This window comes from Collinsella sp. TM10-22 (assembly GCF_003466125.1).
GTDB lineage: Bacteria > Actinomycetota > Coriobacteriia > Coriobacteriales > Coriobacteriaceae > Collinsella.
The window spans coordinates 267,102-292,283 of the sequence record NZ_QSOC01000001.1 but is presented as its reverse complement, the minus strand read 5'-3'; the positions used below and the strand labels follow the sequence as shown (position 1 = coordinate 292,283).

Sequence of the window (25,182 nt, the reverse complement as noted above, 5' to 3'; positions counted from 1 at the left end):
TTCCCGCGCCAGACATTTTTGTCCGCGCGGCTTGATAAAACTGTTCTCAGCAAAACACGCGAGAGGAGAACATGATGAATGTAACGAATATGGTCCAGGGAAACCTCGCCCTTAAGCTCGAGACGCCTGCAGAACCCACTTTTACGGTTGTTCAGGGTGGCCGCTCCGGCTTTCAGCCTCTGACCGTGCAGCCTGCTCGCAATCAGCAGACTGTAGCCGCGCCTACCCGCGCCGCCCTGAAGGTTTCGACGATTGTCGCCGTTGCCGTTGCGCTTACGCTCTTCTTTGTCCTCGCTACGTCTGTCTTTAGTGCTCGTCACGCTGCGTATGCCGAGTCCGTTACCAACGTTACCTACGAGACCATTCGCGTTCAGCCTGGTGATTCTCTTTGGTCGCTTGCCGAGGAATATCCAATCGAAGGCCTTTCCACGCAAGAGACTTCCGACATGATCCGTAACGTCAATCATCTGGAGCATGGTTCGCTCGCCGCCGGTGCGCATCTTAAGGTTCCTGCTCGTTCGTAATCATTATCGCGCTGCGCATGGTACCCTTGTTATCGTTTAAGAGGAGGTACCATGCGCTGTCCCAAATGCGGCAAGGCACATACCCGCGTCGTTGATTCCCGTATGCAGGAGTCAAATAACACCATTAAGCGCCGTCGCGAATGTTGCTCGTGTAATTACCGCTTTACAACGTTCGAGCGATGCGAAGACCCAATCGAGGTCATTAAGTCGGACGGAACTAAGCAGCGGTTCGATCGCAATAAGCTGCTCGTCGGCTTGATGCGCGCCACCATCAAGCGTGATATCGACACTAAGAAGCTCAATGAGCTTATCGACGACATCGAGGTCGAGCTGCGCTCTCGCACGCTTACGGCCGTCACGTCGCATGAGTTGGGTGATATGGTGCTCAAACGCTTGGCCAAGATCGACAAGGTGGCGTACATCCGCTTTGCCTCGGTCTACCGTGATTTCAAAGACGTCGATGAGTTTCTGCAAGAGCTCGACAAGTTAAGGTGATTCCATGTCCAACATTACCGTCAACATAAAGCGTCTCGACCCCACCGTCGAGCTTCCCAAATACGCCCATCCCACCGATGCCGGCTTGGATTTGCGCTCCAACGAGGACTGCGTCCTGAAGCCCTTCGAACGCCGTCTGGTCTCTACTGGGCTGGCTATCGCCCTGCCCGATGGCTACGCCGGCTTTGTCCAGCCCCGTAGCGGCTTGGCCATCAAGCAGGGCCTGTCTATAGTTAACACGCCGGGCCTCATCGACGCCCACTACCGAGGAGAACTCAAGGTTATCCTCATCAACCTGGATCCCACCAACGACATCCAAATCAACAAAGGCGACCGCATAGCCCAACTCGTCATCCAAGAAGTCCCCACGGTCAACCTAGTAGAAGTAGAAGAACTAGACAAAACCGACCGAGGAGCCGGCGGTTTCGGTTCTAGCGGCGTATTGTAATGTCCGCTCGCCCATGGGAGGCCCCTATATATCATCTCGTGCTCAAACATTCTCGCGGGGCGCTCGTGTCCCTCCCGCCTGCCTCTCACACATATCATTCTTTGCTCAAACATTCTCGCTTCGCTTCGCTCGCTGCGAAACTGCGCGTGGAACGATATGTGTGAGAGGCAGGCGGGCGGCTACTCGCTTGAAACAGTATTTACTTTTCTAGTAAGCCGATGCGACAAAGGGGCTGTCCCTTTGTCGCATCGGCTTACTGTATTTATATTTTCCTGTTTTGCCTTTGCAGGTTCTAATGGAGGGGATACCGAAGTAGCTGCTAATAAGTAAACGCAGCCGTTCTGCCGGAGCCGCCCTTATATCGTTCCACGCGCAGTTTCGCAGCGCAGCGAGAATGTTTGAGCATGGAATGATATAAGGGCGGCTCCGGCAGAACGGCGGACATTCGACTAGCGGATATGCGCAGGTTTTTCGCCCCAGTAGAAGCGGCAGAAGGCTCTTTTGCGCTTTTGGGGCTTGCCTACGAGCTCCATGGTGGCGATGGCTATGTCTTCGGCTGCGTGGGGGCGGCGTAGTACTTCGCCGTTGATGAGTAGGGCTTTGAGTGATTCGGGATGGTCGTGCAGGTGGCGCAGGGTTACGATGAGTTCTCGTGCGGTGGTGACATGCATGCTGGCGCCCATGCCGGTGAGCATCGTGGTGTTGGCCTTTTCCTGGCCATAGGACTTGCCCAGCAGAATCATCGGCAGATGAGCGCACAGGCACTCGGTGACGGTGAGCCCGCCCGACTTGAGGATTGCCAGGTCGCAGCCGTGCATGAGGGCAGCCATGTCGTCCACGTAGTCCAGAACCGTGACGTTTTCGAGCTTCATAGCGTCGAAGAGCTTCTTGAGTCGGGCGGCGTATTCCTCATCCTTGCCCGGCAAAAAGACAAAATGCATGTCCTCAAAGCTGCGTAGGAAGGGGAGGGTCTGGTCCATCGCCGCGCGAAAGCGGACGTACGGTTGAGGTAAACTGGCGCCGGCCATAACCAGCACGACGGTCTTGTCGGTGGGGAGGTTGAACTTGGCTAGCTCTTCCTCGCGATCGTAATCCGTGTCGAATCCGGTGCGAATAGGAATGCCGGTAATGCGAATCTTTGCCTCGGGCACCTTGCGCGGACGCAGCGTTTCGGACATAAATTCGTTGGCAACACAGAATAGATCGGTGTCCTTGTGGGGCCACCAGCCCTCGACTTCGTAGTCGGTCGGTACGCAGATGACCGGATAATCGATACCCGTAATTACGCGGGCACCCACGGCAACATTGGCTGCTGTGATGTGCGTTGCGACCACGGCTATGGGCCTGCGGCTACGAATATATTCGTTGAAGGCGGGGAACATGATTCGTGACCATGCCGTGCCGCCACCCCAGAGAAGATGTCCCGTAAGTGTATATCTCCAGGTCAGGTCGTAAATGGGGCGTGTGGCTCCCGTAAACGAAGCCGCGGTCTTATTGCCGTCGAATTTAATACGTCCAAAATCAAGGATATCGAGCACTTCAATCTCAACATCCTCGGGGATGCCATTGGTGCCGCGGATGAGGTCGAATGCCTGCGCAATCGCATTTGCGGCGGCCTTATGGCCTGAGCCGACCGAGGCGTGCACGATGGTCACGAGAGGTTTTTGCTGAGCCAAGAGCGCTGTTTGCTCCGATTGGGGAGTGCTGTGTGTGAGCAGGGGAGCGTCGTCGCTCGTCTGCGTTTGATCCATCGATAACTCCCCTTCGACGTTGTGACACGGATTTATCATTGTAGTGCATGAGTGTCATGTTCACGTAAATTTGGGTATGAGCGCAAAGAACGTCAATGTTTCGACGAGAGGATATTCCATGACTACCGATCAGCCGATCGATGTTGCGATTATCGGTGGCGGCCCCGCGGGCTATGCTGCCGCTATTTACGCTGCGCGTGCCAACCTGACGACGACCGTGATTGAGCAGGGCATGTCGGGAGGGCAGATCGCCACAACCAATGAGATCGAGAACTATCCGGGCATTCCGCTCTTGAGTGGCGCCGAACTCGGCGAGCGTTTTCAGCAGCATGCAGAGGGCCTGGGAGCACAGGTTGCATGGAGCATGGTTACGGGTATCGATTACGATGCCGATGCAGCGCTGTTTACGGTGCATCACGATACGGGCGATACGCTGGCCTCGAGTGTTATCGCTTGCATGGGTGCCACGCCGCGACCGGCAGGTTTCGCTGGCGAGGATACGTATCGCGGTCGTGGCGTTTCATATTGCGCAACATGTGACGGCATGTTCTTCCGCGGCAAACAGGTCTTTGTAATCGGTGGTGGCAATTCGGCATGCGAAGAAGCTCTGTTCCTGTCAGACATTGCCAACAGCGTGACCATCGTGCTGCGCCGCGACCAGTTTCGTGCGCCTGATGGTGTTGTTCAGAGAGTACTCGAAAAGGACAATATTACAGTTAGGTACCAAACTAGTATTGTGGAGCTCTCGGGCGAAGCCATGCCAACGACGATCACCTTTAAGGACAATGCATCCGGTAAGACTCATACCGAGTCATTTGAACTTGGCTCGTTTGGCATCTTTGTCTTTACGGGGATGCAGCCACATACCGAGCTTATTGAGCATCTAGTCGATCTGGCTCCTGACGGCGGCATTGTCACCGACGATTCGATGGCCACCCGTACACCCGGCTTATTCGCAGCCGGCGATATCCGTTCCAAGCGTTTACGCCAGGTTATGACCGCCGTTTCTGACGGAGCTATAGCAGCAACGAGCGCATACGCGTTTCTCCGTGGATAAGTACGATAATATATCTTATGTAAAGTTGTTATCAATTTACTAAATGGCGGGACAGATGCATCAGTGCACTGTCCCGCCAATTTTCTTGGCGGCTATGTGGTATGCAAAACTGGGAAATCTAGAATACAATATTGAAAAGGAACGGAGGACCTTTATGAACCACGTTAACCACGTTATTCCGATGTCCGATTCGTCTGTCAGCATTAAGCCTGAGGATATTCAGCCCACGGTGCTGCCCGATGCATTTATTCAGTCCGATATCGTGCGCAAACTCAATACGTTGAGTCTGCCGCGCTATGAGCAGTTGCCCAATGTGACGCTCTACCGCGACCAGGTTATTGAGTATGTTGCGCTGTGGATGGATCCGCTGTCCATTTGCGTCGAGCAGCCTGTCATTACGCCATCGATGATCAATAACTATGTGAAGGTCGGCCTGGTGCCCGCTCCGGTCAAAAAGCAATATGGCCGCGAGCAGATTGCCTGCCTGATCGCTATCTGCATTTTTAAGCAGGTGCTACCTATTGCTGCGGTGCAGGTACTCTTTAACATTCAGCGTTTGAGCTACGATGCCCCGACGGCATTCGATTATGTGGTCGATCAACTTGAGGCATCGATTCGTGCGGCGTTTTCCGTCGAGCAGACTCCCGTGCCCGATAGCGCACACCAGGTTACGCGCGAATCGCTGCTCGTACGCAGTGCGGTATCGTCCTTCGTTTCGAAGGCGTACCTGATGAGCTATCTCAAGTTCAACGGGTTTAATAGCTAGCCCACGTATAAAACGGGCGGGACAAAGAGCCATCTGTCACTTTGTCCCGCCCGTATTTTTGTTTGGTTGGACTTTATTTGCCCGAAGCTACGCCCATGCCGTAGCCGATGATGAGGCCGTGCATCTCGGCGTAATAGGAATCCAGGCCGTTGCAGGGCATGATAATGGTCTTGGAGCAGGGCCAGCGCTCCACAATGCGGCTGGCGAGTGCTTGGGCGCCTGCCTCATTCTCGACATGGTCGATGACGACCTCGCCGCCCGTAAAACCCTCGGCTTCCATGGTGTCGATGATCTTGTTGAACATCTTCTTTTCGCCACGCGTGTGTCCGACGAGTTCGATTTCACCGGCCTCACTCGCCGTGCCCAAAATGCGAATATTGAGCTTGTTGGCAATGACGCCGGCTGCCTTAGGGATACGTCCGGCCTTGGCGAGGTTTTCGTAATTGCACAAGCTGAAGAGGATTTTGCTGTTCTGCTCAAGGCTATCGAAGTATGCGCAAGCATCCTCGAATGAGACATCCGGATTGCTTGCGAGATAACGGTCGAACAGCAGGAAGATCAGGTCCATTTTGCCGCCAGCTGCGCGTGAATTGACAAGATGAATATTGCGGTCCGGTTCCTCGGCAAGAACCATATCGCGAGCCGTGGCTGCCGCGTTGTAGCTGCCCGACACGCCCTCAGAGATCGGCATGCAGATGGTATTGTCTGCCAATTTGAAGAGCTCGGCCCACTCCCCTACGCTGGGACAAGCGCTCGAAGAGGCGTTCGTCTCCGCCTGAACAGCGCAATTGAGCTCATGAACGTCGAGCGAAAGGTCATCGACGAATTCACGCTCCCCCACTCGAATTTTGAGGGGCGCAAATGCAAAGGTGGTATGGGGTGCGGTCGGTTGCCAATCGCGGAGGTTGCAGCTTGAATCTGAGATAAGTGCCCAGTTCATAGAGGGTCCTTTCTAATCGTTCCCATACAATTATAGCCTTACTGCTGAACGATTGGGCCGCTATCTAGTATTCAAAACTAGATAGCGGCCTGCACTAAAGGCAAAAGAATGGACCCCATGACTCAAAGCCACGAGGTCCATATCCGTTTGCTTTATCTGAATACTTAGTAGCGTACGAAGATATAGTTGTTGTTCATGCCGGCGGCAACGGAGCTGATGATAACACCCGTGTTGTAGTCGGAAGCATGAATCATCTGACCGCCACCGATGTAAATGCCGGTGTGGTACGAGTTGACCACAACGTCACCGGGCTGCGGATCGGACACACGCGTCCAGCCCATAAAGGTGCCCGTGGTGCCCAGGCGACAATAGCGACCAGTGAGGCAGTAGCTAACAAAACCAGAGCAGTCGAAGCTGTTCGGGCCAATTCCGCCCCAGGAATAAGCACAACCAAGCTTACTGTATGCACGCGAGACAACAGAACCGCCATCGACGGACTGGCTCGGAACGGAAGGCGTCGGAGCCGGAGCAGGCGTGGAGGGCTGCGGCGTCGGAGCAGGTGCCGGCGTAGGAGCCGGAGTGTTGCCGCCCTGGTTGCTGTTATTGCTGGTCTGGCCACCGTTGTTGGTGTTTTCGGTCGTACCAGCAGTCTCGTTGCTCACCGTGGCCTTCTCGGCGGTACTGGCGTTGATGCCGGCCTGCAGCGCGGCGTTGGCCTCGGCCTCGGCGGCAAGCTCAGCCTGCAGCTGAGAATCCAGAGAGTTTACGACGTTCTGGGCTTCAGCCTGCTGGGCGTTAAGCTCGTCGACCTTCTTTTGCGTGGTGGCGACGTTCTTCTCCTGCTCGGCCTGCTTATCGGTGAGCTGCTGCTTAAGCTCCTTAACCTCTTGAATGGTCTGAGCCTGCTTATCGGAAACTTTGCCGTAGTAGAACAGACGGTTGAGCATATCGCTCAGGTCATCGACGCCGGTCAGAACCTGAAGCAGGCTCAGACCGCCGGTTTTGTACTCGCCGGCGACATAGGTCGAGAGCTTGGCCTGACCATCGGCGATCTCCTGCTGCTTTTGCGTGATCTCGCCAGCAGTCTGGTCGAGCGCCTGCGTCTGCGTGGCGAGCTCATCGTAAATCTGCTGGGTTTGGGTACCGATCTGCTCGAGCTTCGTACGAGCAGCGGCAAGGTCGGATGCGGTATCGGCGTAGGCAGGAGCCGCGAGGCCCAAGCCCAAAACACAAGCGAGGGTTGCCGTAGCAGCGCAGCGTGCCATGTTTTTGTGCGTGTTTGCTGTGCGCATGTAGCTTCCTTTCCAGTAACTAAGGGTAACGGCTAGTTCACCGTCACCAGGCTAAAGAGCTCCACATCGTCATCAGACGGCGTGAGCTTCTCGCGCGGGTTGAGAAACGCAAGCTCAAGGATACAACCGTAACCGACAAGCTTTGCGCCCATATCTCGCACCAGTTTACCTGTTGCCTCGACGGTTCCGCCCGTCGCGACCAAGTCGTCCAGAATCAACACGGTATCTTTAGAGCTGATAGCGTCGGCATGGATCTCAATGGAATCCGTTCCGTATTCGAGCTCATAGCTCTGGCTCACGGTCTCGCGCGGTAGCTTGCCCGGTTTACGTGCGGGAACAAAGCCGGCGCCAAGGGCTACAGCCACCGGTACGCCAACCATAAAGCCACGGGCCTCGGGGCCAACGACCTTAGTAATGCCCATGTCGGCAAAATGCTCGGCCAGCGCATCCACCATGGCCTTCAGTGCCTCGGGATTGCCAAAGAGCGGCGTGATGTCTTTAAAGATGACTCCGGGCTCGGGATAGTCGGGGATGTCGACGATTTGAGATTCGAAGTCGTACATTGCATGACCTTTCAATGGGTTGCCGGATAAGCGGTAGCTGTTATTTGCCCGCGGTGACAGTGTCGGATTGCGAGGGGGCGACGACCTTGAGCGGCTTTACGAGAGAATCCTCGTGTGAAGCCGGCGCGGCAGCTTCTTCGTTTTTGGCCTTGGTGGACTCGGAGCGAGCGATTTCCTCATCGAGTGCATCGATGTCGGCATCCTCGACCACGGCGTTGAGCGACTCAAAAACGCGGTTCTTGAGCAACGCGGTGTGCACGCCTTCCGTCAGGTCGTGAAGCTTCTTAAACGCACGCTCGAGCTTGGCGTCGCGCTCGTCATCGGAGGTATCCATGCCGAGCATGCTTACGAGCACTTGCTCAAACATCGAGGATTCGCGGTTGGCGGAAGACACGTACTGACGCAGGTTGCGCGGCTCGATATGGAAGCGTGACAGCTCGGAGCAGTAGCGGATGATCGGAAAATCGCGACCATCGACGAGTTCACGGTTCTGCGGACTTTTGATGATGCGAATGAGGTCGTTCTCGGCGAGCGAGCGGATAAACGAGATCTCGACGCCCAGCATATCGGGAATGGTCTCGATGGGATGCAGCTTTTGTTTGGTCTCCTTGGGCTCTGTCTTAAGCGGAACATCGGACAGCAAGCCCACCTCGTAGGCGAGCGTTGACAGGTCCGTGGCGTTTTCCAAGCGCTGCTTAATCACGTTGAGCGGCATATAGCGGGTCTTCTGCAGGTGCAGGATGACCTCCAGGCGGTCAACGTCCTCCTTGGAGTACTGACGGTATCCCTTAGGCGTACGATGAGGGGTAATGAGCCCCTCATCTTCTAGAAATCTAATTTTTGAGTTCGAAAGATCGGGGTATGCGCCTCGAAGTAGGTTGACGACTTGGCCGATACTCAGATAGTTGCGTTCGGCCATGCCCTACTCACCGGTTTCGATGCGCTCCGGCGTGCTCTCGTGGTAGATGAGCGTAAACGTACCGATCTGAACGGAAGAGCCGTCGTGCAGCGGAGCCGCGTTGACAATGGCACCGTCGACCCAGGTGCCGTTGAGCGAGCCCAGATCCTCAATACGGGCGCCCAGGCCCTCACGAATAATGCGTGCGTGGCTGCGCGAGACAGTCATGTCGTTGAGGAAGATGCCATTCGCGGGATCGCGGCCGATGGTGGTCACGTCGTCCTCGAGTTCAAAGGCGGCACCAGTCTGCGGACCCTTGACGATGGACAGAACGGGGGCGGTGATGCGCACGTTGGCCATGAGGTCGGGAACGGTGACGTCGCTTGAAGGCACGCGGAATACGCAGGTAGCGTCAGCAGTCTTATCATTCTGAGGCATATTGTTAAACATGTTGTCCATGACAACCCCTAACTTATCGCGGACGTGCCGCAAATAATGAACCGTACGTAATCATACCCCAACGAATCAGTCTTCGATTTCGGGGTTAAGAAAGTCGATGTCCTCGTCCTCGGGATGCGCGAGAGCCTGTTTAATGGCCACACTGCCCTTAATGGAGTAGATGACAGCGGTGAGCATGGAGAAGATCACACCACCATACACAAAGAAGATGCCGAGGGGCACCGAGCTTCCGTTGAGGCCCGGGAAGGCCGTGAGGGTTGAAGGTAAAAGGCGCAGGCCGTCAACAACGGGGAACCCGAGCAGCATGAGCGAGAAGCCGGTCATGAGCAGCGCGGTGGCAATCTTTCCGGGAAAGACGACATCGATGGGGCGACGGTGATAATGACGCACGATAAGCGTGCCAATGCCCAGATAGATGTCGCGGCCTATAATGAGCACGCAGACCCAGATGGGCAGCTCTCCGCGGACCACCAGGCCAAGTACGCCGGTGAACAGCAGCGCACGGTCGCAGATGGGATCCATGACCTTGCCGAGCCACGAGACCGTCTTAGTCATGCGGGCGATCTGACCGTCCATCCAGTCGGTGGAGGCGGCAACGGCGTAGATAACGATGGCGATGACGCGGTTGTTATCCGTCACAAACAGGTACAGAAATACCAGGGTGAGGATCAGGCGCGTAAAGGTGATGAAATTGGAGATCGTAAAGATCTTATTCGACGGGTAATCGGAAGTGCCGATAAGCTCCTTTTTGATCTTCTTTTTGATGCCCACAGGACTCCCCCGCTGGTTAACGATAAAACTTTCGATACTATACCCGTTCTGGCGATGTCTATCCAGCGTAAGCATAGAGAGTCCAGACATGAGGAAGGCGCTGTCGCAACGTGAATGTACCGTTTTTGTGTATGTCAGCCTCCAAACATGTCGAAAAATATCGTTTTTGGAGGCTGGCGTACAAGTTTTTGTTGAGCGAAAGTATCGATCAAGAAAGCTGCTGATTCTTCGCTGCTTACCACGTTGGTTCTTGATAAAAAAGGTCAGGCACTAGGTGCCTGACCTGCAAACTTCTGGTCGGGACGACTGGATTCGAACCAGCGACCCCTTGACCCCCAGTCAAGTGCGCTACCAAGCTGCGCCACGTCCCGAAGCTTATGTTTGTTGCTCTGCTCTCGCTCGCAACAGGAAGTATATTAACCCGAAACTTTAGACTAGTGCAAGAACTTTTTTACAAATTTTGAAGCAAGTCCAAAATTGTATCTGCGAGCTGGGGTTTTGTTAGCACGGGAAGTTCTTGCGTGCCCGTTGTGCTCACAATCCAGGCCTTGTTCGTGTCGGTTCCAAAGCCCGAATCGGCGCGCGAGACATCGTTGGCGACAATTACATCGCAACCCTTGCGGACCAATTTGCGCTCGGCGTACTCGACAACGTTATCGGTCTCGGCCGCAAAGCCGATCACGCACCGCTCTCCCTTTTGGCGCGAGAGTTCGGCCAAGATATCGACCGTCTCGACCAGTTCGATTCGATCCAGGCGCTCGTTGGCCTTTTTGAGCTTATGGTCGGCAGGGGCCGCGGGGGTGTAGTCGGCGACGGCGGCCGCACAAATTGCCGCATCGGCCGTCTGGAAGGCGTTCAGGGCAGCTTGGAGCATCTCTGCGGCGGTCTGCACGCGCACGCACTCCACGCCGTGGGGCACATCGAGCGATGTCGGTCCCAACACGAGCGTGACCGCAGCACCGCGGCGAGCAGCCTCCCCTGCCAGGGCGATACCCATCTTGCCCGAAGAGCGGTTGCCAATGAAGCGCACGGGGTCGATCGGCTCGTGCGTGGAGCCGGCGGTAATCACGATGCGCTTACCTGCCAGATCCTGAGGTGCGGGGTTGAGCACCTCACTGACAGCCTCGACGATGTCCTCGGGCTCGCTCATGCGGCCCGTGTCTACGTCGCCGCAGGCAAGGTAGCCGCTGCCCGGACCCACCACGCGCACGCCACGGTCGCGCAGCGTGGCCATATTGGCCTGTGTAGCCGGTGCCTTCCACATGCCGTTGTTCATGGCCGGCGCGATCACGACGGGTCGCGGCGTTGCCAGCAGCGTGGTGGAGATGAGGTCGTCGGCGATGCCGTTGGCCATCTTGGCGATGATATTGGCCGTCGCGGGCGCCACGACCACCAGATCGGGCTCCTGCGCCAGCGAAATATGGTGGATTGGGTCAGACGGGTCGTCGAATAGTCCAACCGCGACCGGCTCATTGGTGAGCGCGCGGAAGGTAAGCGGCCCCACGAACTCCGTGGCATGCTCGCTCATAACGACCTTGACGCGTGCGCCGCGCTTTTGCAGCAGACGCACGATATTGCACGACTTATAGGCGGCAATCCCGCCGGTAATGCCCAGCAGGATCGTTTTTCCCTCAAGTTGCATTGAATTGTTGGGTGCCGATGTCATCGCTAGGCTTCCTTGCTCGGGAGTACCAGGAGGCGGTGGCAGTACGGGCAGTGCGTAATCTCGCTACCGTCATGGTTGAGGTCGCTCATGGACGATGCCTGCAGCGCGGTGTGGCAGACCGTGGGGATGTTGCCCTGGATGGTCTCGACGGCCAGCCCGCGGAACTGCTTGAGCAGGCGCTCGTAGTCGGTGAGCACGTCGGCCGGTAGCGTAGCGGCAAGCGCGGTGCGCTCCTTCGTGGCGGCGTCGATCTGAGCCTGCAGGTCGGCAGCCTTGGCGCGGGCGGCCTTGGTATCGGCCTTCACGCCCTCCTCGAACTTGGCGATGATCGCCTGCGCGCGGACCTCGCGGTCGAGCGCCTCCTTATGGGCGACAACGACGTCCTTGCGGGTGTGCTCGATCTTGTCCAGACGCTTGGCCAGGGTGGCGAGCTCATTCTCCAGGTCCTGAACCTCGCGGTAGTCGGAGCCGTCGACGTGACGCTTCTTGGCGGCCTCGATGGCGTTGTTGGTCTGAATCTCGGTGGTGTTGAGGTCGTCGATCTCAATGTCCAGGTCTTTGCGCTGGGCGTAGAGCTTGGTCATCTCGGCCTTGAGCTTCACATAGGTCTTGCGCTTGGAAGCGAGCTCCTTGAGCTCCGGCATATTGGAAAGTTCGCTCTTGTTGCGGGCGAGCTCCAAATCGATCTGTTGCAGCTTGAGTAGCGTAGCGCCGGCGCTCATAAGTTCTCTCCTTTTGTCACAGTCCACCATTGGCAAGGGTTCAGTATTTTAATCGCATGACGGGGGTCGACCCCGGCGTCAACTGCAGAGTTCATCAATATATCAACGAACGGCTCCTCAGAGCGGTCGTGGCCGAGCAAGATCACCGGCAGCCCGCGCAAGGCAAGGTCTTGCGCCACGTGGTAGCCGGCCTCTCCGGTCACAATAACATCTGCGCCTGCGGCGATGGCAAGCTCACCAAAATCGCCCAGGGAGCCGCCCAAAATGGCGACGGTTCGGCACGGGCTATCGGCCTCGCCCCACACGCGTGGGTCGCTGCCAAACACCGTGGCGGCGCGAGTGGCAAGGTCGCGCAGGCTGCAGGGGTCGTTGAGCGTTGCAAGCGCGCCCAGGCCAGTCGCTTCGGGGTCGTCCACGTGCTCCAGCGAGCTTGCGGGCGCGGCGTCCAACAGCGTACTTAGGCAGACGCGTGCTTCGTGCGAGCGGTCCAGGTTGGTGTGGAGCGATATGATGCTCACGCCGCAACAGGCCGCCTCATAGAGCGCCGCGCTGCACTGGGGGCGTGCGGAATCCGACGGACAAAACGCCTCAGGCGCCTTGATGTAGATAGGATGATGCGTCAGCAGCACGTTGGCACCAGCATCTTGTGCGCGGCGAACATTAGCTTCGGTCGCATCGAGCGCGCAGGCCACGCCGGTAATCTCGGCGGCAGGGTCGCCCACGGAGAGCCCTACATGATCCCAGCCCTCGGCGTCCGTCTTGGGATAGCGCGTCAGCAGAGCGCGCTCAAGGTCGGCGACGATCATGCGGGACCCACAATCGACAGCAGCGCTTGGGCAAAGTCGTCCAGGTCAGCCGGGTTCATGCGGTCATCGAAGGAGATGCGCAGTGCGCCCAGCGCCTGCTCGCGACCAATGCCCATGGCGCTGAGCACGTGGCTCGGGTCCATGCTGCCGCTCGAGCAAGCCGATCCGGCCGAAACCTCAAAGCCGGCGGCATCGAGCTTGACGATGAGTTCCTCTGAGTCCATGCCGTCGACGTAGATCGATACCATGCCGGGCAGACGATCGGCATGCGCGTAGTCGCCCATCGTGGCGTGAATGCGAGGATGGGTCGTAAGCGTGGCGTAGAGCTTATCGGATAAGGCCTGCAGCGTTGTGCGCTCCTGGGCAACATTCGGCAACAGCGCGGAAGCGGCAGCGGCAAAAGCCAGCTGCGTGCGCAGGTCCTGCGTGCCGGCACGACGACCGGCCTCCTGTCCGCCGCCAAAGATGCGCGGGCGCAGCGGCGTGCGGCTCTTAAGGTAGAGCGCGCCGGATGCCACGGGGCCGCCAATCTTGTGCGCTGCAACGGTCATAGCGTCAACTCCCAGCTCGGTGACATCGAGCGGAATATGTAAGTAGCCCTGGATGGCATCGGTATGAAACAAGGCGCCGGCAGCATGTGCGGCGGCGGCAAGCTCGCGGATGGGCTGCACCACGCCGGTTTCGTTGTTGGCGACCATAACGCTCACGAGCGCCACGTCGTCGCCTAGCAGTTGGACAAGCGCGGCGGGCTCAATGTAGCCCGCACGGCAGGGCTGCACCAGGTCGACGAAAAAGCCGGCGGCGCGCAGCAACGGCAGGTTGTCCAGAATCGAATCGTGCTCGATGGCCGAAACGATGACACGGTCGCGCTTGCGATCGCGCTGACGAGCGCCCTCGGCAAGTCCGAGGAGCGCCAGCTGGTTTGCCTCGGTGCCGCCGTTGGTCAAAATGATCTCGGACGGGCGGACGCGCGCGCCAAAGCTGCGGGCAATCTCGCGACGTGCCACTTCTAGGCGCGCAGCGGCCTTGCGCCCAAGCGAATGCAGCGAGTTGGGGTTGACGCCGGCAAGCTCGCTGTCGTCGTACTCGCGCTGCGCAAGGAGCGCCTCGGCGCGCATAGGCGTCGAGGCGGCATAGTCAAGATTCACGGGTATGCGGTTTTGACCTGCGGTCATAAGGGATTATGCCTCCTGTGCGGCCTCGTTGCCCAGCTTCTGCAGCAGCGCAACCTCGGCAGCGGGATCTTCGGACTTAAATACGGCAGAACCGGCCACGAGCACGTTGGCGCCGGCATTGACGACATCGGCGATGTTCTTGGAAGAGATGCCGCCGTCGACCTCGATGAGGGGCGAAACGCCGTGACGCTCGCACATGGCCTTGAGCTCGTGCAGTTTGGCAATGGTACCGGGAATAAAGCTCTGGCCGCCAAAGCCGGGGTTCACGCTCATGAGCAGCACCATGTCGACGACGTCGATGATGCTCTCGAGTACGCAGATGGGCGTGGCGGGGTTGAGCACCACGCCGGCTTTAACGCCGCGCTGCTGCAGGTGCGTGAGCGTGCGGTGCAGGTGCGTGGAGGCCTCGTAGTGCACGGTGATCATGTCGGCACCGGCGTCGGCGTACCAATCGACCGTCTCGTCGGGGTTCGACACCATGAGGTGCGCATCGACCGGCACGTTGGTAGAACGCTTGACAGCTTTGAGGATGTCAACGCCAAAGGTGAGGTTGCCGGTAAAGTGACCGTCCATAACGTCAAAGTGCACGTAGTCGGCACCGGCGATCTTGTCGAGCTCGCCCTTCAGGTTGGCCATGTCGGCCGAGAGGACGGATGGAGCGATTTTGATGGAACCCATGGTAGAAGCCTTTCTGCGCTAGTCGGTGAGTCCGTAGAACTCTTGAGAGGGGACGCGATCGGTAAGAATTTCGAGCGCCCTATCCAAGGTAACACCGTTGTAGAGCGTTTGCTCCACGGCAAAGGTAAGCGGAATGTCTACGCCCAGTGAACGGGCAAGTTCGCTGACGCTGCGGGCCGCGACGGCGCCCTCAACCACCATATGCGTACGCTCCTGATACTCGTCGAGTGACACGCCGTGGGCAAACTCGTAGCCAAAGGTGCGGTTGCGCGAGTGCTCCGAGGTGCAGGTGGCGATGAGGTCGCCCATGCCGGCGAGCCCCATGCAGGTTATGGCCTGACCGCCGCGTGCGTGCGCCAGTCGGCTGATCTCGGCCAGGCCGCGCGTCATGATAAGGGCGAGCGTATTGTCGCCCGCACCGGTGCCGGCGGAGATGCCGCACACGATGGCGATGACATTTTTCATAGCGCCGCAGACCTCTACACCGGTCATGTCTTGCGACAGATAGATTCGGAAGGCAGTGGACAGGAGCAGGTCCTTAAAGGTCTCCCCCACCTGCTGGTCCTCGCTGGCGATGACGGCGGCCGAAAGCCCGCCGCGGCAGATTTCCTCAGCATGGTTGGGGCCCGAAAGCGCCGCGACACGCGCCTCGTTGTCGATCTCGCTGGCGATGACCTCGCTCATGAGTAGGCCGGACTCGGGCTCAATGCCCTTGGTGAGGCACAGAACCGGGGTATCGGCGGCGATAAAGGGCGCGGCCTGGTGGCACACGCTGCGAAGGTGCGTCGAAGGAACGGCAAAGATGATGGCCTCGGCGCCGTCGAGCGCCTGCGCCAGCTCCGTCGTGGCGACAACGTTTTTGGGCAGCTCGTAGCCCACCAGATACCGGGGGTTGCGGTGCTCGCCATTGATGCCGGCGGCCGTCTGCTCGCTGTGGGCCCACATGGTCACGCGCTCGGCTCGCGCGGCAGCAAGGCCGGCGACGGCGGTTCCCCAGGAGCCGGAGCCAATCAGCGCAACATTCATGACTCTCTCCTACTTATCGTCGGGCTCGGTGACGCGCTTGGTAAACGAGAGCTTGGACTCCTTACCGGCCATGAGCTTTTGGATATTCGAGCGATGGGCCCACACTACGGTGATGCCGATCATCGCCATGCAAAACTTGAGGCCCAGGCTGCTGTACGGAAAGACCGCGCAGGCAGCGATGGGAAGTCCGATGGCAGCGGCGAGCGAGCCCACCGACACATACTTGGTGATGGCGACGGCCACGATAAACATGCCTAGCAGCGACAGGCCAATGGGCCAGTACCAGGCGAGGATGACGCCCAGACCAACTGCGATACCCTTGCCGCCATGGAAGTTGAGGTAGGGCGAGAAGATGTGTCCCCACACGGCTGCCAGGCAAATGACGCCGAGCATCCAGTCGCCAGGGGCACCGGGCGCCATAATGTTCGGAGGAAAGCCATAGCCCACGCTCGCGATGAGCGGACGGGCGATAAGGACGCAGATGGCGCCCTTAAGGCAGTCGAGCAGCAGGGTGAGCGCGGCCACCTTGGGACCGGCCACGCGCAGGGCGTTGGTGGTGCCGATGTTGCCGGAGCCCGCCTTACGGATGTCCGTGTGGTTGAACACGCGGCCCAGGATCAGGCCAAACGGAATCGCTCCGATAAAGAACGAGACCACGGCGCAGATGGCGGTCAGCAGAATCGGATTAAGCATCCTTTTGCTCCTTCTTCCTAAAGAAGAGTCGAATGGGCGTGCCGGCAAAGTCGAAGGTCGAGCGCATGCGGTTCTCTACATAGCGCTGGTAGGTGTCGTTGACCAGGTCGCTGTGGTTGACGAAATACGTGAACGTCGGCGGGTTGACGCCCGTCTGGGTCACGTAGTGCATACGCAGACGGCGCTTGCCGTCCACCACGGTATGGCCGAACTCGCGCAGGTCGGTGAGGAACGTGTTGAGGCGCGAGGTGCTGATCTTCTGCGAGCGTGTCTTTTCGGCTGCGTCGACCATTGCCCAGATCTTCTCCACGCTGCGGCCGGTCAGGGCAGAGATGCGCAGGTACTGGGCCCAGGGAGCCATGACGCCTAGACGGCGGTCGACGGTCTCCATGCAGGCCTCGCGCTTGCGGTCGTCGTCGAGCAGGTCCCACTTGTTGAGCAGCACCACGATGGCGCAGCCGCGTTCGATGGCCAAGCCCATGACCTTCTGGTCCTGCTCGGTGACGCCCACGGAGGCGTCGACGACGAGCAGCGCCACGTCGGCGCGGTCGATGGCGCGCAGGCCACGGACCATGGAGTAGTACTCGATGTTTTCGTACACGGTGCTCTTCTTACGGATGCCCGCGGTATCGACCATGCGGTAGTGCCTGCCGTTGCGCTCGACGACCGTGTCGATGGCGTCGCGCGTGGTGCCGGCGATGTTCGAGACGATGGAGCGGTCGGCACCCAGGATACGGTTGAACAGCGAGGACTTACCGGCGTTGGGGCGGCCGATGATGGCCACGTTCAGCGCATCGGGGAACTCGTCGGCGACCTCGTCCTCTTCTTCCGGAAGCAGGGCCACGATATCGTCGAGCAGGTCGCCCGTGCCATGGCCATGCAGGGCCGAGAGCGGCGTGGGCTCGCCGATGCCGAGCGAATAGAACTCCCAGATGCTGTCGTTCTCGCGATCGGGGTTGTCGAGCTTGTTCACCAGCAGAAAGACCGGCTTGTCGCAGCGCTTGAGCATGCGGGCGACCGACTCGTCCTCCTCGGTGACACCGGTGCGGCCGTCGACCACAAACAGGATGACGGCGGCTTCCTCGGCGGCGGCGAGCGCCTGGTCGCGGATGGACGTTGCAAAGACATCGTCGCTCTTGAGCGGCTCGATACCGCCCGTGTCGACGATAGTGAACTCACGGCCGTTCCAATCGGCCGTGTGATACGAGCGGTCGCGCGTGACGCCGCGGGACTCGTGGACGATGGCGTCCGAGGTCTGGGCCAGGCGGTTAACGAGCGTGGACTTGCCCACGTTGGGGCGTCCGACGACGGCGACGATAGGTTTCATCTGCTCTCCTTTAATGGGTAGGGTCAGCGGAATTAGTAGAGTCGGCAGGCACAATGCCAAGGATGTGCTCCAGGGTATCGAGCAGCTCATGCGGCATGGTCGACACCACATGAACCTCGGCGCCGCGACTGGTAAGACTTGCGAGTAAATCGTCACGATGATACTCGTCAAGCGTCATGCCGTCAGCGTTGAACATGAGCTTAGGCACAAAGAGCATAACCCCCGAGAGGCCCTGTGGCAGCTGCTCCAAGATGTCGCAGGCGACAATAAGCCCGGTCACGTCCACGTTGCCGCCAAAGTAGCGGTTCTTGATAGCCGTGACAGAGCCGGCAAGGCCCTGCGGCGACTCCACAAAACGCGCGACCGTGTCGCGTGCGCTGGCGCCCGAGAGGCACAGCAGGCGCTGGTTGCGGGCGGTGACGGCCTCGCGGACGCGGGCCAGTCGCTCGGCATCGGTAGCCATCACGTCGTCGGTCTCGTCCAGATACGAGCGGATCATGCCGATGCCGTCGTAATACTGCGGGTAGCCGTCGTAGAAATCGGCCTCGGGCGGCTCGATGCCGGCGTCCAGATAGAACTCGTCGCTCATCTGGAAGGTGTGGCGACCAAAGCGCTCGAAGGCACGTTCCTGGAATGGCCGGATCATGTCGATGGTCTCGCGCGCCAGCTCGGGCTTGTCGCTGTATGACCAGCTAAAGCGGTTTTGGTGCTTGGTAAAACCGAGCGGCACAATGCCCAGGCTGGTGATCTGCTCATGTTCCTCGCAGTAGCGCAGGGTCTTCTGCAGCTCCTCGCCGTCGTTCATGCCAGGGCACAGCACGATCTGCGCGTGGATTTCGATGCCGGCGGCCATGATGGCCTCGAGCACGTCCATGCCGCGTTGGGCGTTTCGGCCCATCATGCGGCGGCGGATATCTGGGCTCACGGCATGGACCGACACGTTCATGGGGCTCATGTTGCGTTGGATGACGTTTTGAACATCTTCGTCGGAGAGGTTCGTGAGCGTGACAAAATTGCCCTGCAAAAAGCTCAGACGATAGTCGTCATCGCGAATATAAAGCGTGGAGCGGCCACCCTTGGGCAGCATGGTCATAAAGCAAAACACGCAGGCGTTGACGCAGGTACGCATGCCATCAAAGATGGGGCCATCGAACTCCAGGCCCCAGTCCTCGCCGGGAAAGCGGTCGAGCTCCACGGGCGTGACGGTGCCGTCGCGTGGATCGAATACCTCCAGCTCGACAGTGTCGTCGTCGGCCTCCCAGAGCCACACGATCATATCGGTCAGCTGCTCGCCGTTGACCGTGAGCACGCGCATGCCCGGCTCGATACCCACATCCCACGCGGGCGATTCGGGACGCACATTCTTTACGAGCGCGCCCTCACCCGGCTCGGGGTCGCGGCTGCGCCCGTAATCGGCCACCTCGGCGGTGTATGCGGGTACGGTCTGGTCCATGGTTAGCGGCAAAGCTCCTTGATGCGCGTGACGGCGCGTTCGATGTGTTCTTGCGGGGTGGAGGCTCCGGCGGTGATGCCGATGTGGTGAGCGTCGGTAAACCACGCGGCCTGGAGCTCGGAAGCTTCCTCGATGTGATACGTGCGCTCGCAGGCGTCCGCGCAAATCTGTGCCAGGCGGCGGGTGTTGCCCGAGTTCTTGCCGCCCACCACGACCATGCAGTCGCAGCGGTTGGCAAGCGTGGCTGCTGCCTGTTGACGCTCACTCGTGGCGGCGCAGATGGTGTTGATCACACGCAGTTCCTGCACGCGCGGCGTGATAGCGGCCACGACCTCGGCGAGGTTCTGCGCGGTCTGGGTGGTCTGCACGACGAGGCCTACCTTGCCCTTGAGCGGCAGGGCATCGGCGTCGGCGGCACAGCTCACGACCTGCGCATCATTGCCGGCGTGGCCCAGGATGCCCTCGACTTCGGGGTGGCCCGGCTCGCCCACGACTACCACGCGGTAGCCCTCGCGTACCAGGCGCTCGGCGGCCACATGGACCTTCTTCACGTAGGGGCACGTGGCGTCGACGACGTTAAGGCCACGCTCGCGAGCGGCATCGATGACCTGCGGCACCACGCCGTGGGCGCGGATGATCACGGTGCCCGATGTGGCGTCGTCCAAGGTGTCGGCAAGACCGACGCCTGCCTCGGCGAGCTCGCGTACCACGATGGGGTTATGGATGAGCGGACCCAAGGTATGGACCTGGGTGCTCTCCCCTGCCTGCGGCGCGGCGGCTAGCGCCATATCGAGCGCACGCTGTACGCCATAGCAAGTGCCGGCGTGGGCTGCGATCTCGATAGTGGGCGCGTTGTCCTGGTCGGACGTAGTCGCGGCAGTTTTTGTCACGTTGTCGCTCATGGCTAGAACCTGCCCGGATGCTCAGCGCACAGCTCGTCGCGCATCTTATAGACACGGTTCATGGCTTCGGATTCAAACCAGGCCAAGCGCTCAGTGCGTTTAAGCCCGGCCGGCGCGTCAGAAAGCGAGACGGCCTTGCCGGCGCGGATCCAGCACTTCTTGGGACGCATGAGCATTTTGCCCGCAGGCGTGATGTCGGACCAGCCACAGATGGCGAGCGGGTTGACGGGCGCCTTGCCCATCTGAGCGATGAGCGCAAAACCGCCGTGGACCTCGGGCTTGATCTCGCGCGAGCGGATGCGCGTGCCCTCGGGGAAGATCAGGACGTCCTCGCCGCGCTGCAGCGCATGCTGGGCGGAGCGCAGGCACTTCATATCGGCAGTACCACGCTCCACGGGGATGCCGCCAACGCGGCTAAAGGCCCAGCGCACAATCTTGCTCTTGGCGAACTCGGATTTAAAGATGGGACGAATGCGGCGGCCCCCAAAGAACAGCGCCGTCTCCACGGCCAAGAGCTCGGCCATCGAGGTGTGGTTGCAGATGACCACGCTGCCGCGGTCGTCCTGGCGCTCAAACAGCAGGTCGGCATCCTCGACCTTCCAACGCCACATGAGCTTGGAGAAGGCCCACAGGATGGCCATGACCACGACGACGGTGCCGCGGATGAGCGCCGGGAACTCGGCGTAGGGGGCGTTGTAGTAATCCTCGGGCGTCTGCTTAAACAGGCGCATGGGCTACCTCCTTTGGTTGATGAGGTCCTCGATAATGGTCACGACCTCGTCGATGGTGTGGGCGGTGGAGTCGACGTGCACGGCGTCCTCGGCGGGCACGAGCGGGGCGACCTCGCGGCTGCTGTCGAGCTTGTCGCGCTGCTTAAGGGCGTCGAGGGTCTCGTCGACCTCGGCCTCGAGCTGCGCGGGCGTGAGCGGCTGGGCGTCGTTTTGGTGACGCTGCAGCACGCGGCGGCGGGCGCGCTCACGCGGGTCGGCAGTCAGGAAGATCTTGACCTGGGCGTTGGGGAACACGACGGTTCCGATGTCGCGACCCTCGGCGACGATATCGCGGTCCTCGGCGGCGCGGCGCTGGTGGATGAGCATGGCGGCGCGCACGCCCGGATAGGCCGAGACCTTGGACACGTTGGTGTCGACCTGCGGGGTGCGGATGGCGGTCGAAGCGTCCTGGCCGTCAACGGTCAGGCGCGTGTCCTCTCCGGTGCCGTTGGTAAAGCGGATCTCGATCTGCTCGGCGAGGGCGTCGATTGCCGCCTCGTCGTCCAGGTCGATGCCGCGGTCGAGCGCGGCGAAGGTGACGGCGCGATACATGGCGCCCGTGTCGAGCTTGTTAAAGCCCAGCTGGCGGGCGATCTCCTTGGCGATGGTGGACTTGCCGGAACCGGCGGGGCCGTCGATGGCGACGATCATGCAGTGCTTCCTTTCGGTGGTTGATGTGCTGGTATGGTTCGCGGGCGTTGGGGCGCGGCGGGTTGCCTAGCCCGTATAGCGCTCGCGGTAGGTGTTGCGCTTGGGTGCGGAGCCGTGGCTGCCGTGGTGACGCGTGCGGCTGGCGGGCGTGTCTTGGGGCTTGCCGCCGCGCATGGCGCTGGCATGCTTGGGCGGGATGCCGCCGCCTTTGAGGATCTGCACCTCGCGGTCGGTGAGCTCGCGCCACGAGCCCTTGGCCACGCCCTCGAGCTCAAGGCCGGCAAAGTTGCAGCGATGCAGACGGATTACCGGATGGTGAATCTTGCTCAGCATGCGCTTAACCTGGTTTTTGCGACCCTCGCGGATGATGACCTCGACGGCGGTGGTGCCGGGCTTGACGCCCTGTGGCGCCACGGCCTCGGCCTCGCGTGCGGTGATGACGCGGCAGATTGCCGGCTGGCACAGGCCGTCGTCGAGCTCTATGCCGCGACGCAGCGGCGTGAGATCGCGGTCGGTCAGCTGCCCGTCCACGAGTGCCTGGTAGGTCTTGTAGACGTGCTTGCTGGGGTGCAACAAGTCCTGCGACAGGTCGCCGTCGGTGGTAAAGAGCAAAAGGCCCGTGGTGTCGCGGTCCAGGCGGCCCACCGGGAAGAGCCCCGGAAAGCGGTCGCGGGGGACCAGGTCCGCCACACAGGGACGCTCCTGCGGGTCGCTCATGGTGGTGAGGTAGCCGGTCGGCTTGTAGAGCATCAGGTACACGGCGCCCTGGTTGAGCTTGACGGGCATGCCGTCGACCTCGATATGGTCGCGGTCGACGTCGACCTTGGTGCCCAGTTCGGTCGCGACCTCGCCGTTGACGGTCACGCGGCCGGCGGTCATCAGGTCCTCCGAGCCACGGCGGCTCGCCACGCCCGCGCGCGCCAAAAAGCGCTGCAGGCGCATGGTGTGCGGATAGACGGGCTGGGCGTCGGACTCGTGCGTATCCGCGTTGGGCACCGCAGCGCCGGCGCGCGTCTCCCCTACTTCGTTAGTCCTCGTCATGCAAATCCTCCGAGGTCTCGTCGACGACCAGGGTCTCCAAGTCCTCGACTGCCTCAACATCTTCAACATCGGTATCGAGCAGTTCGCGCTCTTCGTCCAGGTCCTCAGCCTGCTCTTCGAGCGTGGACTGAATACTGCGGCCGCTCAGGCGCTCGCGGATAAACTGACGCGACTGTTCGTCGGGGGCAAACTGCTCCAGGTCGGGCAGGTCGCGGGTGGAGCGCAGACCGAACTTTTCCAAGAAGGCGTTGGTCGTGCCGTAGATAATGGCTTGACCGCGCTGGGGATCGCGGCCGAGCTCGCGCACCAGGCCCTTGTCCACGAGCGACGCGATGACGCCGTCGGAATTGACGCCGCGGATGCCTTTGACCACCTCGCGCGTCACGGGCTGGTGGTAGGCGATGACGGCCAGGGTTTCGAGCGCTGCTTGCGACAGCTTTTGCGTGTCCCAGCTCAACACATAGGCCTCGACTACGTCGTGGTAGGCGGGGTGCGTAAACAGGCGCCAACCGCCGGCGACCTCGCGCAGCTGAAAGCCGCGGTTGGCCTCCTCATACTCTACCTTGAGCTCGGCCAACAGCGACACGCATTCGCCGGGAGCGATATCCAGCGCGCCTGCCAGCGCGGGCGCGCTCACGGGGTCGCTCGAGACCAGCAGCAGCGCCTCGAGGGCGCCTTTGAGGCTGTTTGCCTCTAGCGTGGAAAGGGTTGACATGATTGCGGCTCCTATTCGGTGAGCTCGGGGCCCTCGCCGGGCACGTATGCCTCGGCTCCCTCGACTCGGTTGATGCAGATGGTCCCAAAGATTTCGTCCTGACTCAGCGTAAGCGAGCCGCGTTTGGCGAGCTCGAGCATGGCCAGGAAGGTGACAACGAGCTGCTCTGTGGTGGCGTCGCCGTCCAGTAGCTCGCGGAAGGTGCAGGTTTGGTGCGCCATGGTAAAGCGGTCGACAGAGGCCACGGTCAGGTCGAGCGGCACGCGATGCGGCGCCACATGCTCGGCCTCCAGCAGGAAGGTCTGGCGCTTGCCGTCCAGGTCGGCACAGATGACGGCCAGGCCGCGCAGGGTGATGCCAGCCAGGTAGTCGGGCATGAGGCCCAAAAACTCCGGGTCGGGACCGGCCACACGCGGGTGCATGCGGCTTTCGGCCTGCATGCGGGCACCGAGGGCCGCCGCCGCGCCCTTAAACTGCTTGTAGGCAATCAGGCGCTGGATCAGGACCTCGCGAAGGGCGTCGCCGTCGAGCGTGCTGAGCTCCTCGAGGTCTTCGTCGAGCTCGTCATCGTCGTCATCGGCTTTGCACGGGGTTTCCTGAGGCACCAGCGAGGCTGCTTTGATGTCCAAAAGGGTTGCCGCGACCAGCAAAAAGTCGCTCGCCACGTCTAGGTCCAGCGCCTCGATGCGCTCGGCCTCGGCAAGGTATTGCTCGGCCACCTCGCTGATCGAGATGGCGCCGATATCAACTTTTTGGCGGGTAACCAGCTGCAGCAGCAGGTCGAACGGTCCGCTGTAGACCTGCGTCGACACGCGATACGACATCTTCGACCTCCTTTGACGGCGCCTTCGCGGCGCGGTTTGGGTGCATGTTACGACCGTTATGCACGGTCGACCTGTAAGTTTACCTTAGATGCCGGCGATTGCGAAGTTGAGCAGCTGCTCAGCGAGCGGATACACGGTAACGTCGAAATAGCGGCCGATCACGTCGATGCCGGTCCACATGGGCAGCAGGTACAGCACTAGGATGAGGATGGGCATTGCGTATTGCTGCAGACGATAATAGTTGTTAAGAGCCTTGCCTTTAAGGAACGGCACAATGATCGACGAGCCGTCGAGCGGCGGGATCGGGATGAGGTTGAAGAACGCGAGTGACAGGTTGACCACGATAAACGTGGCGCCGAAGTTCATGATCTGTGATGCAACGGCAAAGGACATGCTGGTGTATAGGTTGCCGTATGCCGCGTGCATGAGGACCGCGGCAAGGCACGCGAGGGCGATGTTCGATGCGGGGCCGGCCGCACTCACCAGGACCTCGTCGCGTTTGGGGTGCTTGAGGTTGTTGAGGTAGACGGGCACGGGTTTGGCAAAGGCGAATACAGGACCGCCGGCGGCAAGCATAAGCAGCGGCAGGAGAATGGTGCCAAACGGGTCGATGTGGTTGAGCGGGTTGAGCGAGACGCGGCCACGGGAGCGGGCCGTCTTGTCGCCGAGCGCCCAGGCCGCGGCGGCGTGCGCACTCTCGTGGATCACGATACCCACGATGACGGCGACGGCGCTGGCGAGCAGGTTCATGATGTAGCTGCTGGACATG

General features: G+C 60.2%; 28 protein-coding genes and 1 tRNA gene. 5 read left to right on the top strand and 24 right to left on the bottom strand.

What is annotated here, in order from left to right; translation table 11 throughout:
* The first annotated feature begins 74 nt into the window (after positions 1-74).
* From DXD94_RS01375 to dut, 3 genes are read left to right on the top strand one after another with little or no spacing between them, the layout of a single operon-like run.
* Positions 75-524: a LysM peptidoglycan-binding domain-containing protein gene (locus DXD94_RS01375; protein WP_158564770.1), complete on the top strand. Its 450-nt coding sequence runs from the start codon at positions 75-77 to the stop codon at positions 522-524.
* A 51-nt stretch (positions 525-575) separates the two neighbouring features.
* The gene (gene nrdR, locus DXD94_RS01370) at positions 576-1,019 is read left to right on the top strand and encodes a transcriptional regulator NrdR (protein WP_117742760.1); all 444 of its coding nucleotides are present in this window, start codon (positions 576-578) and stop codon (positions 1,017-1,019) included.
* A 4-nt stretch (positions 1,020-1,023) separates the two neighbouring features.
* Entirely contained in the window at positions 1,024-1,467 is a 444-nt protein-coding gene (dut, locus tag DXD94_RS01365) for a dUTP diphosphatase (protein WP_117742761.1), read from the top strand.
* Between the two features lie 449 nt (positions 1,468-1,916).
* Here the strand turns inward: dut and DXD94_RS01360 are convergent, their stop codons facing one another.
* On the bottom strand, positions 1,917-3,218 hold the full coding sequence (locus DXD94_RS01360; protein WP_117742762.1) for a glycosyltransferase: 1,302 nt from the start codon (positions 3,216-3,218) through the stop codon (positions 1,917-1,919).
* Positions 3,219-3,336: 118 nt separating this feature from the next.
* On the opposite strand from DXD94_RS01360, the gene DXD94_RS01355 reads away from it, so the two are divergent.
* On the top strand, positions 3,337-4,275 hold the full coding sequence (locus DXD94_RS01355) for an NAD(P)/FAD-dependent oxidoreductase (protein WP_117762983.1): 939 nt from the start codon (positions 3,337-3,339) through the stop codon (positions 4,273-4,275).
* Positions 4,276-4,429: 154 nt separating this feature from the next.
* Complete coding sequence (locus DXD94_RS01350) at positions 4,430-5,041, top strand: DUF1836 domain-containing protein (RefSeq protein WP_199568328.1); 612 nt, start codon at positions 4,430-4,432, stop codon at positions 5,039-5,041.
* A gap of 73 nt (positions 5,042-5,114) precedes the next feature.
* Here DXD94_RS01350 and DXD94_RS01345 read toward each other — a convergent pair whose 3' ends face one another.
* From DXD94_RS01345 to DXD94_RS01235, 23 genes are all read right to left on the bottom strand, one after another.
* Complete coding sequence (locus DXD94_RS01345) at positions 5,115-5,981, bottom strand: DegV family protein (RefSeq protein WP_117762982.1); 867 nt, start codon at positions 5,979-5,981, stop codon at positions 5,115-5,117.
* 164 nt (positions 5,982-6,145) lie between these two features.
* On the bottom strand, positions 6,146-7,273 hold the full coding sequence (locus DXD94_RS09930) for an NlpC/P60 family protein (protein WP_199412303.1): 1,128 nt from the start codon (positions 7,271-7,273) through the stop codon (positions 6,146-6,148).
* 32 nt (positions 7,274-7,305) lie between these two features.
* A complete protein-coding gene (locus tag DXD94_RS01335) occupies positions 7,306-7,836 on the bottom strand; it encodes an adenine phosphoribosyltransferase (RefSeq protein ID WP_117735205.1) in 531 nt (176 codons plus the stop codon).
* A 40-nt stretch (positions 7,837-7,876) separates the two neighbouring features.
* Complete coding sequence (locus DXD94_RS01330; RefSeq protein WP_117735206.1) at positions 7,877-8,755, bottom strand: MerR family transcriptional regulator; 879 nt, start codon at positions 8,753-8,755, stop codon at positions 7,877-7,879.
* Between the two features lie 3 nt (positions 8,756-8,758).
* The gene (locus tag DXD94_RS01325) at positions 8,759-9,193 is read right to left on the bottom strand and encodes an FHA domain-containing protein (protein ID WP_199568326.1); all 435 of its coding nucleotides are present in this window, start codon (positions 9,191-9,193) and stop codon (positions 8,759-8,761) included.
* Between the two features lie 66 nt (positions 9,194-9,259).
* The gene (locus DXD94_RS01320; RefSeq protein WP_117735207.1) at positions 9,260-9,964 is read right to left on the bottom strand and encodes a CDP-alcohol phosphatidyltransferase family protein; all 705 of its coding nucleotides are present in this window, start codon (positions 9,962-9,964) and stop codon (positions 9,260-9,262) included.
* Positions 9,965-10,258: 294 nt separating this feature from the next.
* Positions 10,259-10,335: transfer RNA gene (locus tag DXD94_RS01315), tRNA-Pro, on the bottom strand.
* 80 nt (positions 10,336-10,415) lie between these two features.
* Complete coding sequence (gene coaBC / locus DXD94_RS01310; protein ID WP_233540290.1) at positions 10,416-11,630, bottom strand: bifunctional phosphopantothenoylcysteine decarboxylase/phosphopantothenate--cysteine ligase CoaBC; 1,215 nt, start codon at positions 11,628-11,630, stop codon at positions 10,416-10,418.
* A gap of 2 nt (positions 11,631-11,632) precedes the next feature.
* On the bottom strand, positions 11,633-12,352 hold the full coding sequence (locus DXD94_RS01305; RefSeq protein ID WP_117762981.1) for a zinc ribbon domain-containing protein: 720 nt from the start codon (positions 12,350-12,352) through the stop codon (positions 11,633-11,635).
* Positions 12,349-13,158: a Nif3-like dinuclear metal center hexameric protein gene (locus tag DXD94_RS01300; RefSeq protein WP_117735209.1), complete on the bottom strand. Its 810-nt coding sequence runs from the start codon at positions 13,156-13,158 to the stop codon at positions 12,349-12,351. The genes DXD94_RS01305 and DXD94_RS01300 overlap by 4 nt, the downstream gene beginning before the upstream one ends.
* Complete coding sequence (locus DXD94_RS01295; RefSeq protein WP_117762980.1) at positions 13,155-14,333, bottom strand: cysteine desulfurase family protein; 1,179 nt, start codon at positions 14,331-14,333, stop codon at positions 13,155-13,157. Before DXD94_RS01295 ends, DXD94_RS01300 begins: the two co-directional genes overlap by 4 nt.
* Before the next feature lie 6 nt (positions 14,334-14,339).
* On the bottom strand, positions 14,340-15,011 hold the full coding sequence (rpe, locus tag DXD94_RS01290; protein ID WP_117742770.1) for a ribulose-phosphate 3-epimerase: 672 nt from the start codon (positions 15,009-15,011) through the stop codon (positions 14,340-14,342).
* 18 nt (positions 15,012-15,029) lie between these two features.
* A complete protein-coding gene (locus DXD94_RS01285; RefSeq protein WP_117735212.1) occupies positions 15,030-16,037 on the bottom strand; it encodes an NAD(P)H-dependent glycerol-3-phosphate dehydrogenase in 1,008 nt (335 codons plus the stop codon).
* A 9-nt stretch (positions 16,038-16,046) separates the two neighbouring features.
* On the bottom strand, positions 16,047-16,730 hold the full coding sequence (plsY, locus tag DXD94_RS01280) for a glycerol-3-phosphate 1-O-acyltransferase PlsY (RefSeq protein ID WP_117735213.1): 684 nt from the start codon (positions 16,728-16,730) through the stop codon (positions 16,047-16,049).
* Positions 16,723-18,057 (bottom strand): ribosome biogenesis GTPase Der, encoded by a 1,335-nt coding sequence (gene der, locus DXD94_RS01275; protein WP_117762979.1) that lies wholly within the window; start codon positions 18,055-18,057, stop codon positions 16,723-16,725. The genes plsY and der overlap by 8 nt, the downstream gene beginning before the upstream one ends.
* 10 nt (positions 18,058-18,067) lie before the next feature.
* Complete coding sequence (locus DXD94_RS01270) at positions 18,068-19,510, bottom strand: DUF512 domain-containing protein (protein ID WP_117762978.1); 1,443 nt, start codon at positions 19,508-19,510, stop codon at positions 18,068-18,070.
* A gap of 2 nt (positions 19,511-19,512) precedes the next feature.
* Positions 19,513-20,412: a 4-hydroxy-3-methylbut-2-enyl diphosphate reductase gene (locus DXD94_RS01265; RefSeq protein ID WP_117762977.1), complete on the bottom strand. Its 900-nt coding sequence runs from the start codon at positions 20,410-20,412 to the stop codon at positions 19,513-19,515.
* Positions 20,413-20,414: 2 nt separating this feature from the next.
* Positions 20,415-21,143: a lysophospholipid acyltransferase family protein gene (locus DXD94_RS01260; protein WP_117762976.1), complete on the bottom strand. Its 729-nt coding sequence runs from the start codon at positions 21,141-21,143 to the stop codon at positions 20,415-20,417.
* A 3-nt stretch (positions 21,144-21,146) separates the two neighbouring features.
* Positions 21,147-21,833, bottom strand: a complete 687-nt coding sequence (cmk, locus tag DXD94_RS01255; protein WP_117762975.1) for a (d)CMP kinase — start codon at positions 21,831-21,833, stop codon at positions 21,147-21,149.
* 66 nt (positions 21,834-21,899) lie between these two features.
* Positions 21,900-22,874, bottom strand: a complete 975-nt coding sequence (locus DXD94_RS01250; RefSeq protein WP_117762974.1) for a pseudouridine synthase — start codon at positions 22,872-22,874, stop codon at positions 21,900-21,902.
* The gene (gene scpB, locus DXD94_RS01245; protein WP_117762973.1) at positions 22,861-23,589 is read right to left on the bottom strand and encodes an SMC-Scp complex subunit ScpB; all 729 of its coding nucleotides are present in this window, start codon (positions 23,587-23,589) and stop codon (positions 22,861-22,863) included. Before scpB ends, DXD94_RS01250 begins: the two co-directional genes overlap by 14 nt.
* 11 nt (positions 23,590-23,600) lie before the next feature.
* Positions 23,601-24,413, bottom strand: a complete 813-nt coding sequence (locus DXD94_RS01240) for a ScpA family protein (protein ID WP_117762972.1) — start codon at positions 24,411-24,413, stop codon at positions 23,601-23,603.
* Between the two features lie 84 nt (positions 24,414-24,497).
* Positions 24,498-25,181 carry a site-2 protease family protein gene (locus DXD94_RS01235; RefSeq protein WP_117762971.1) on the bottom strand — a complete coding sequence of 228 codons (684 nt, stop codon included), beginning with the start codon at positions 25,179-25,181 and terminating at the stop codon, positions 24,498-24,500.
* Position 25,182: the final 1 nt, after the last annotated feature.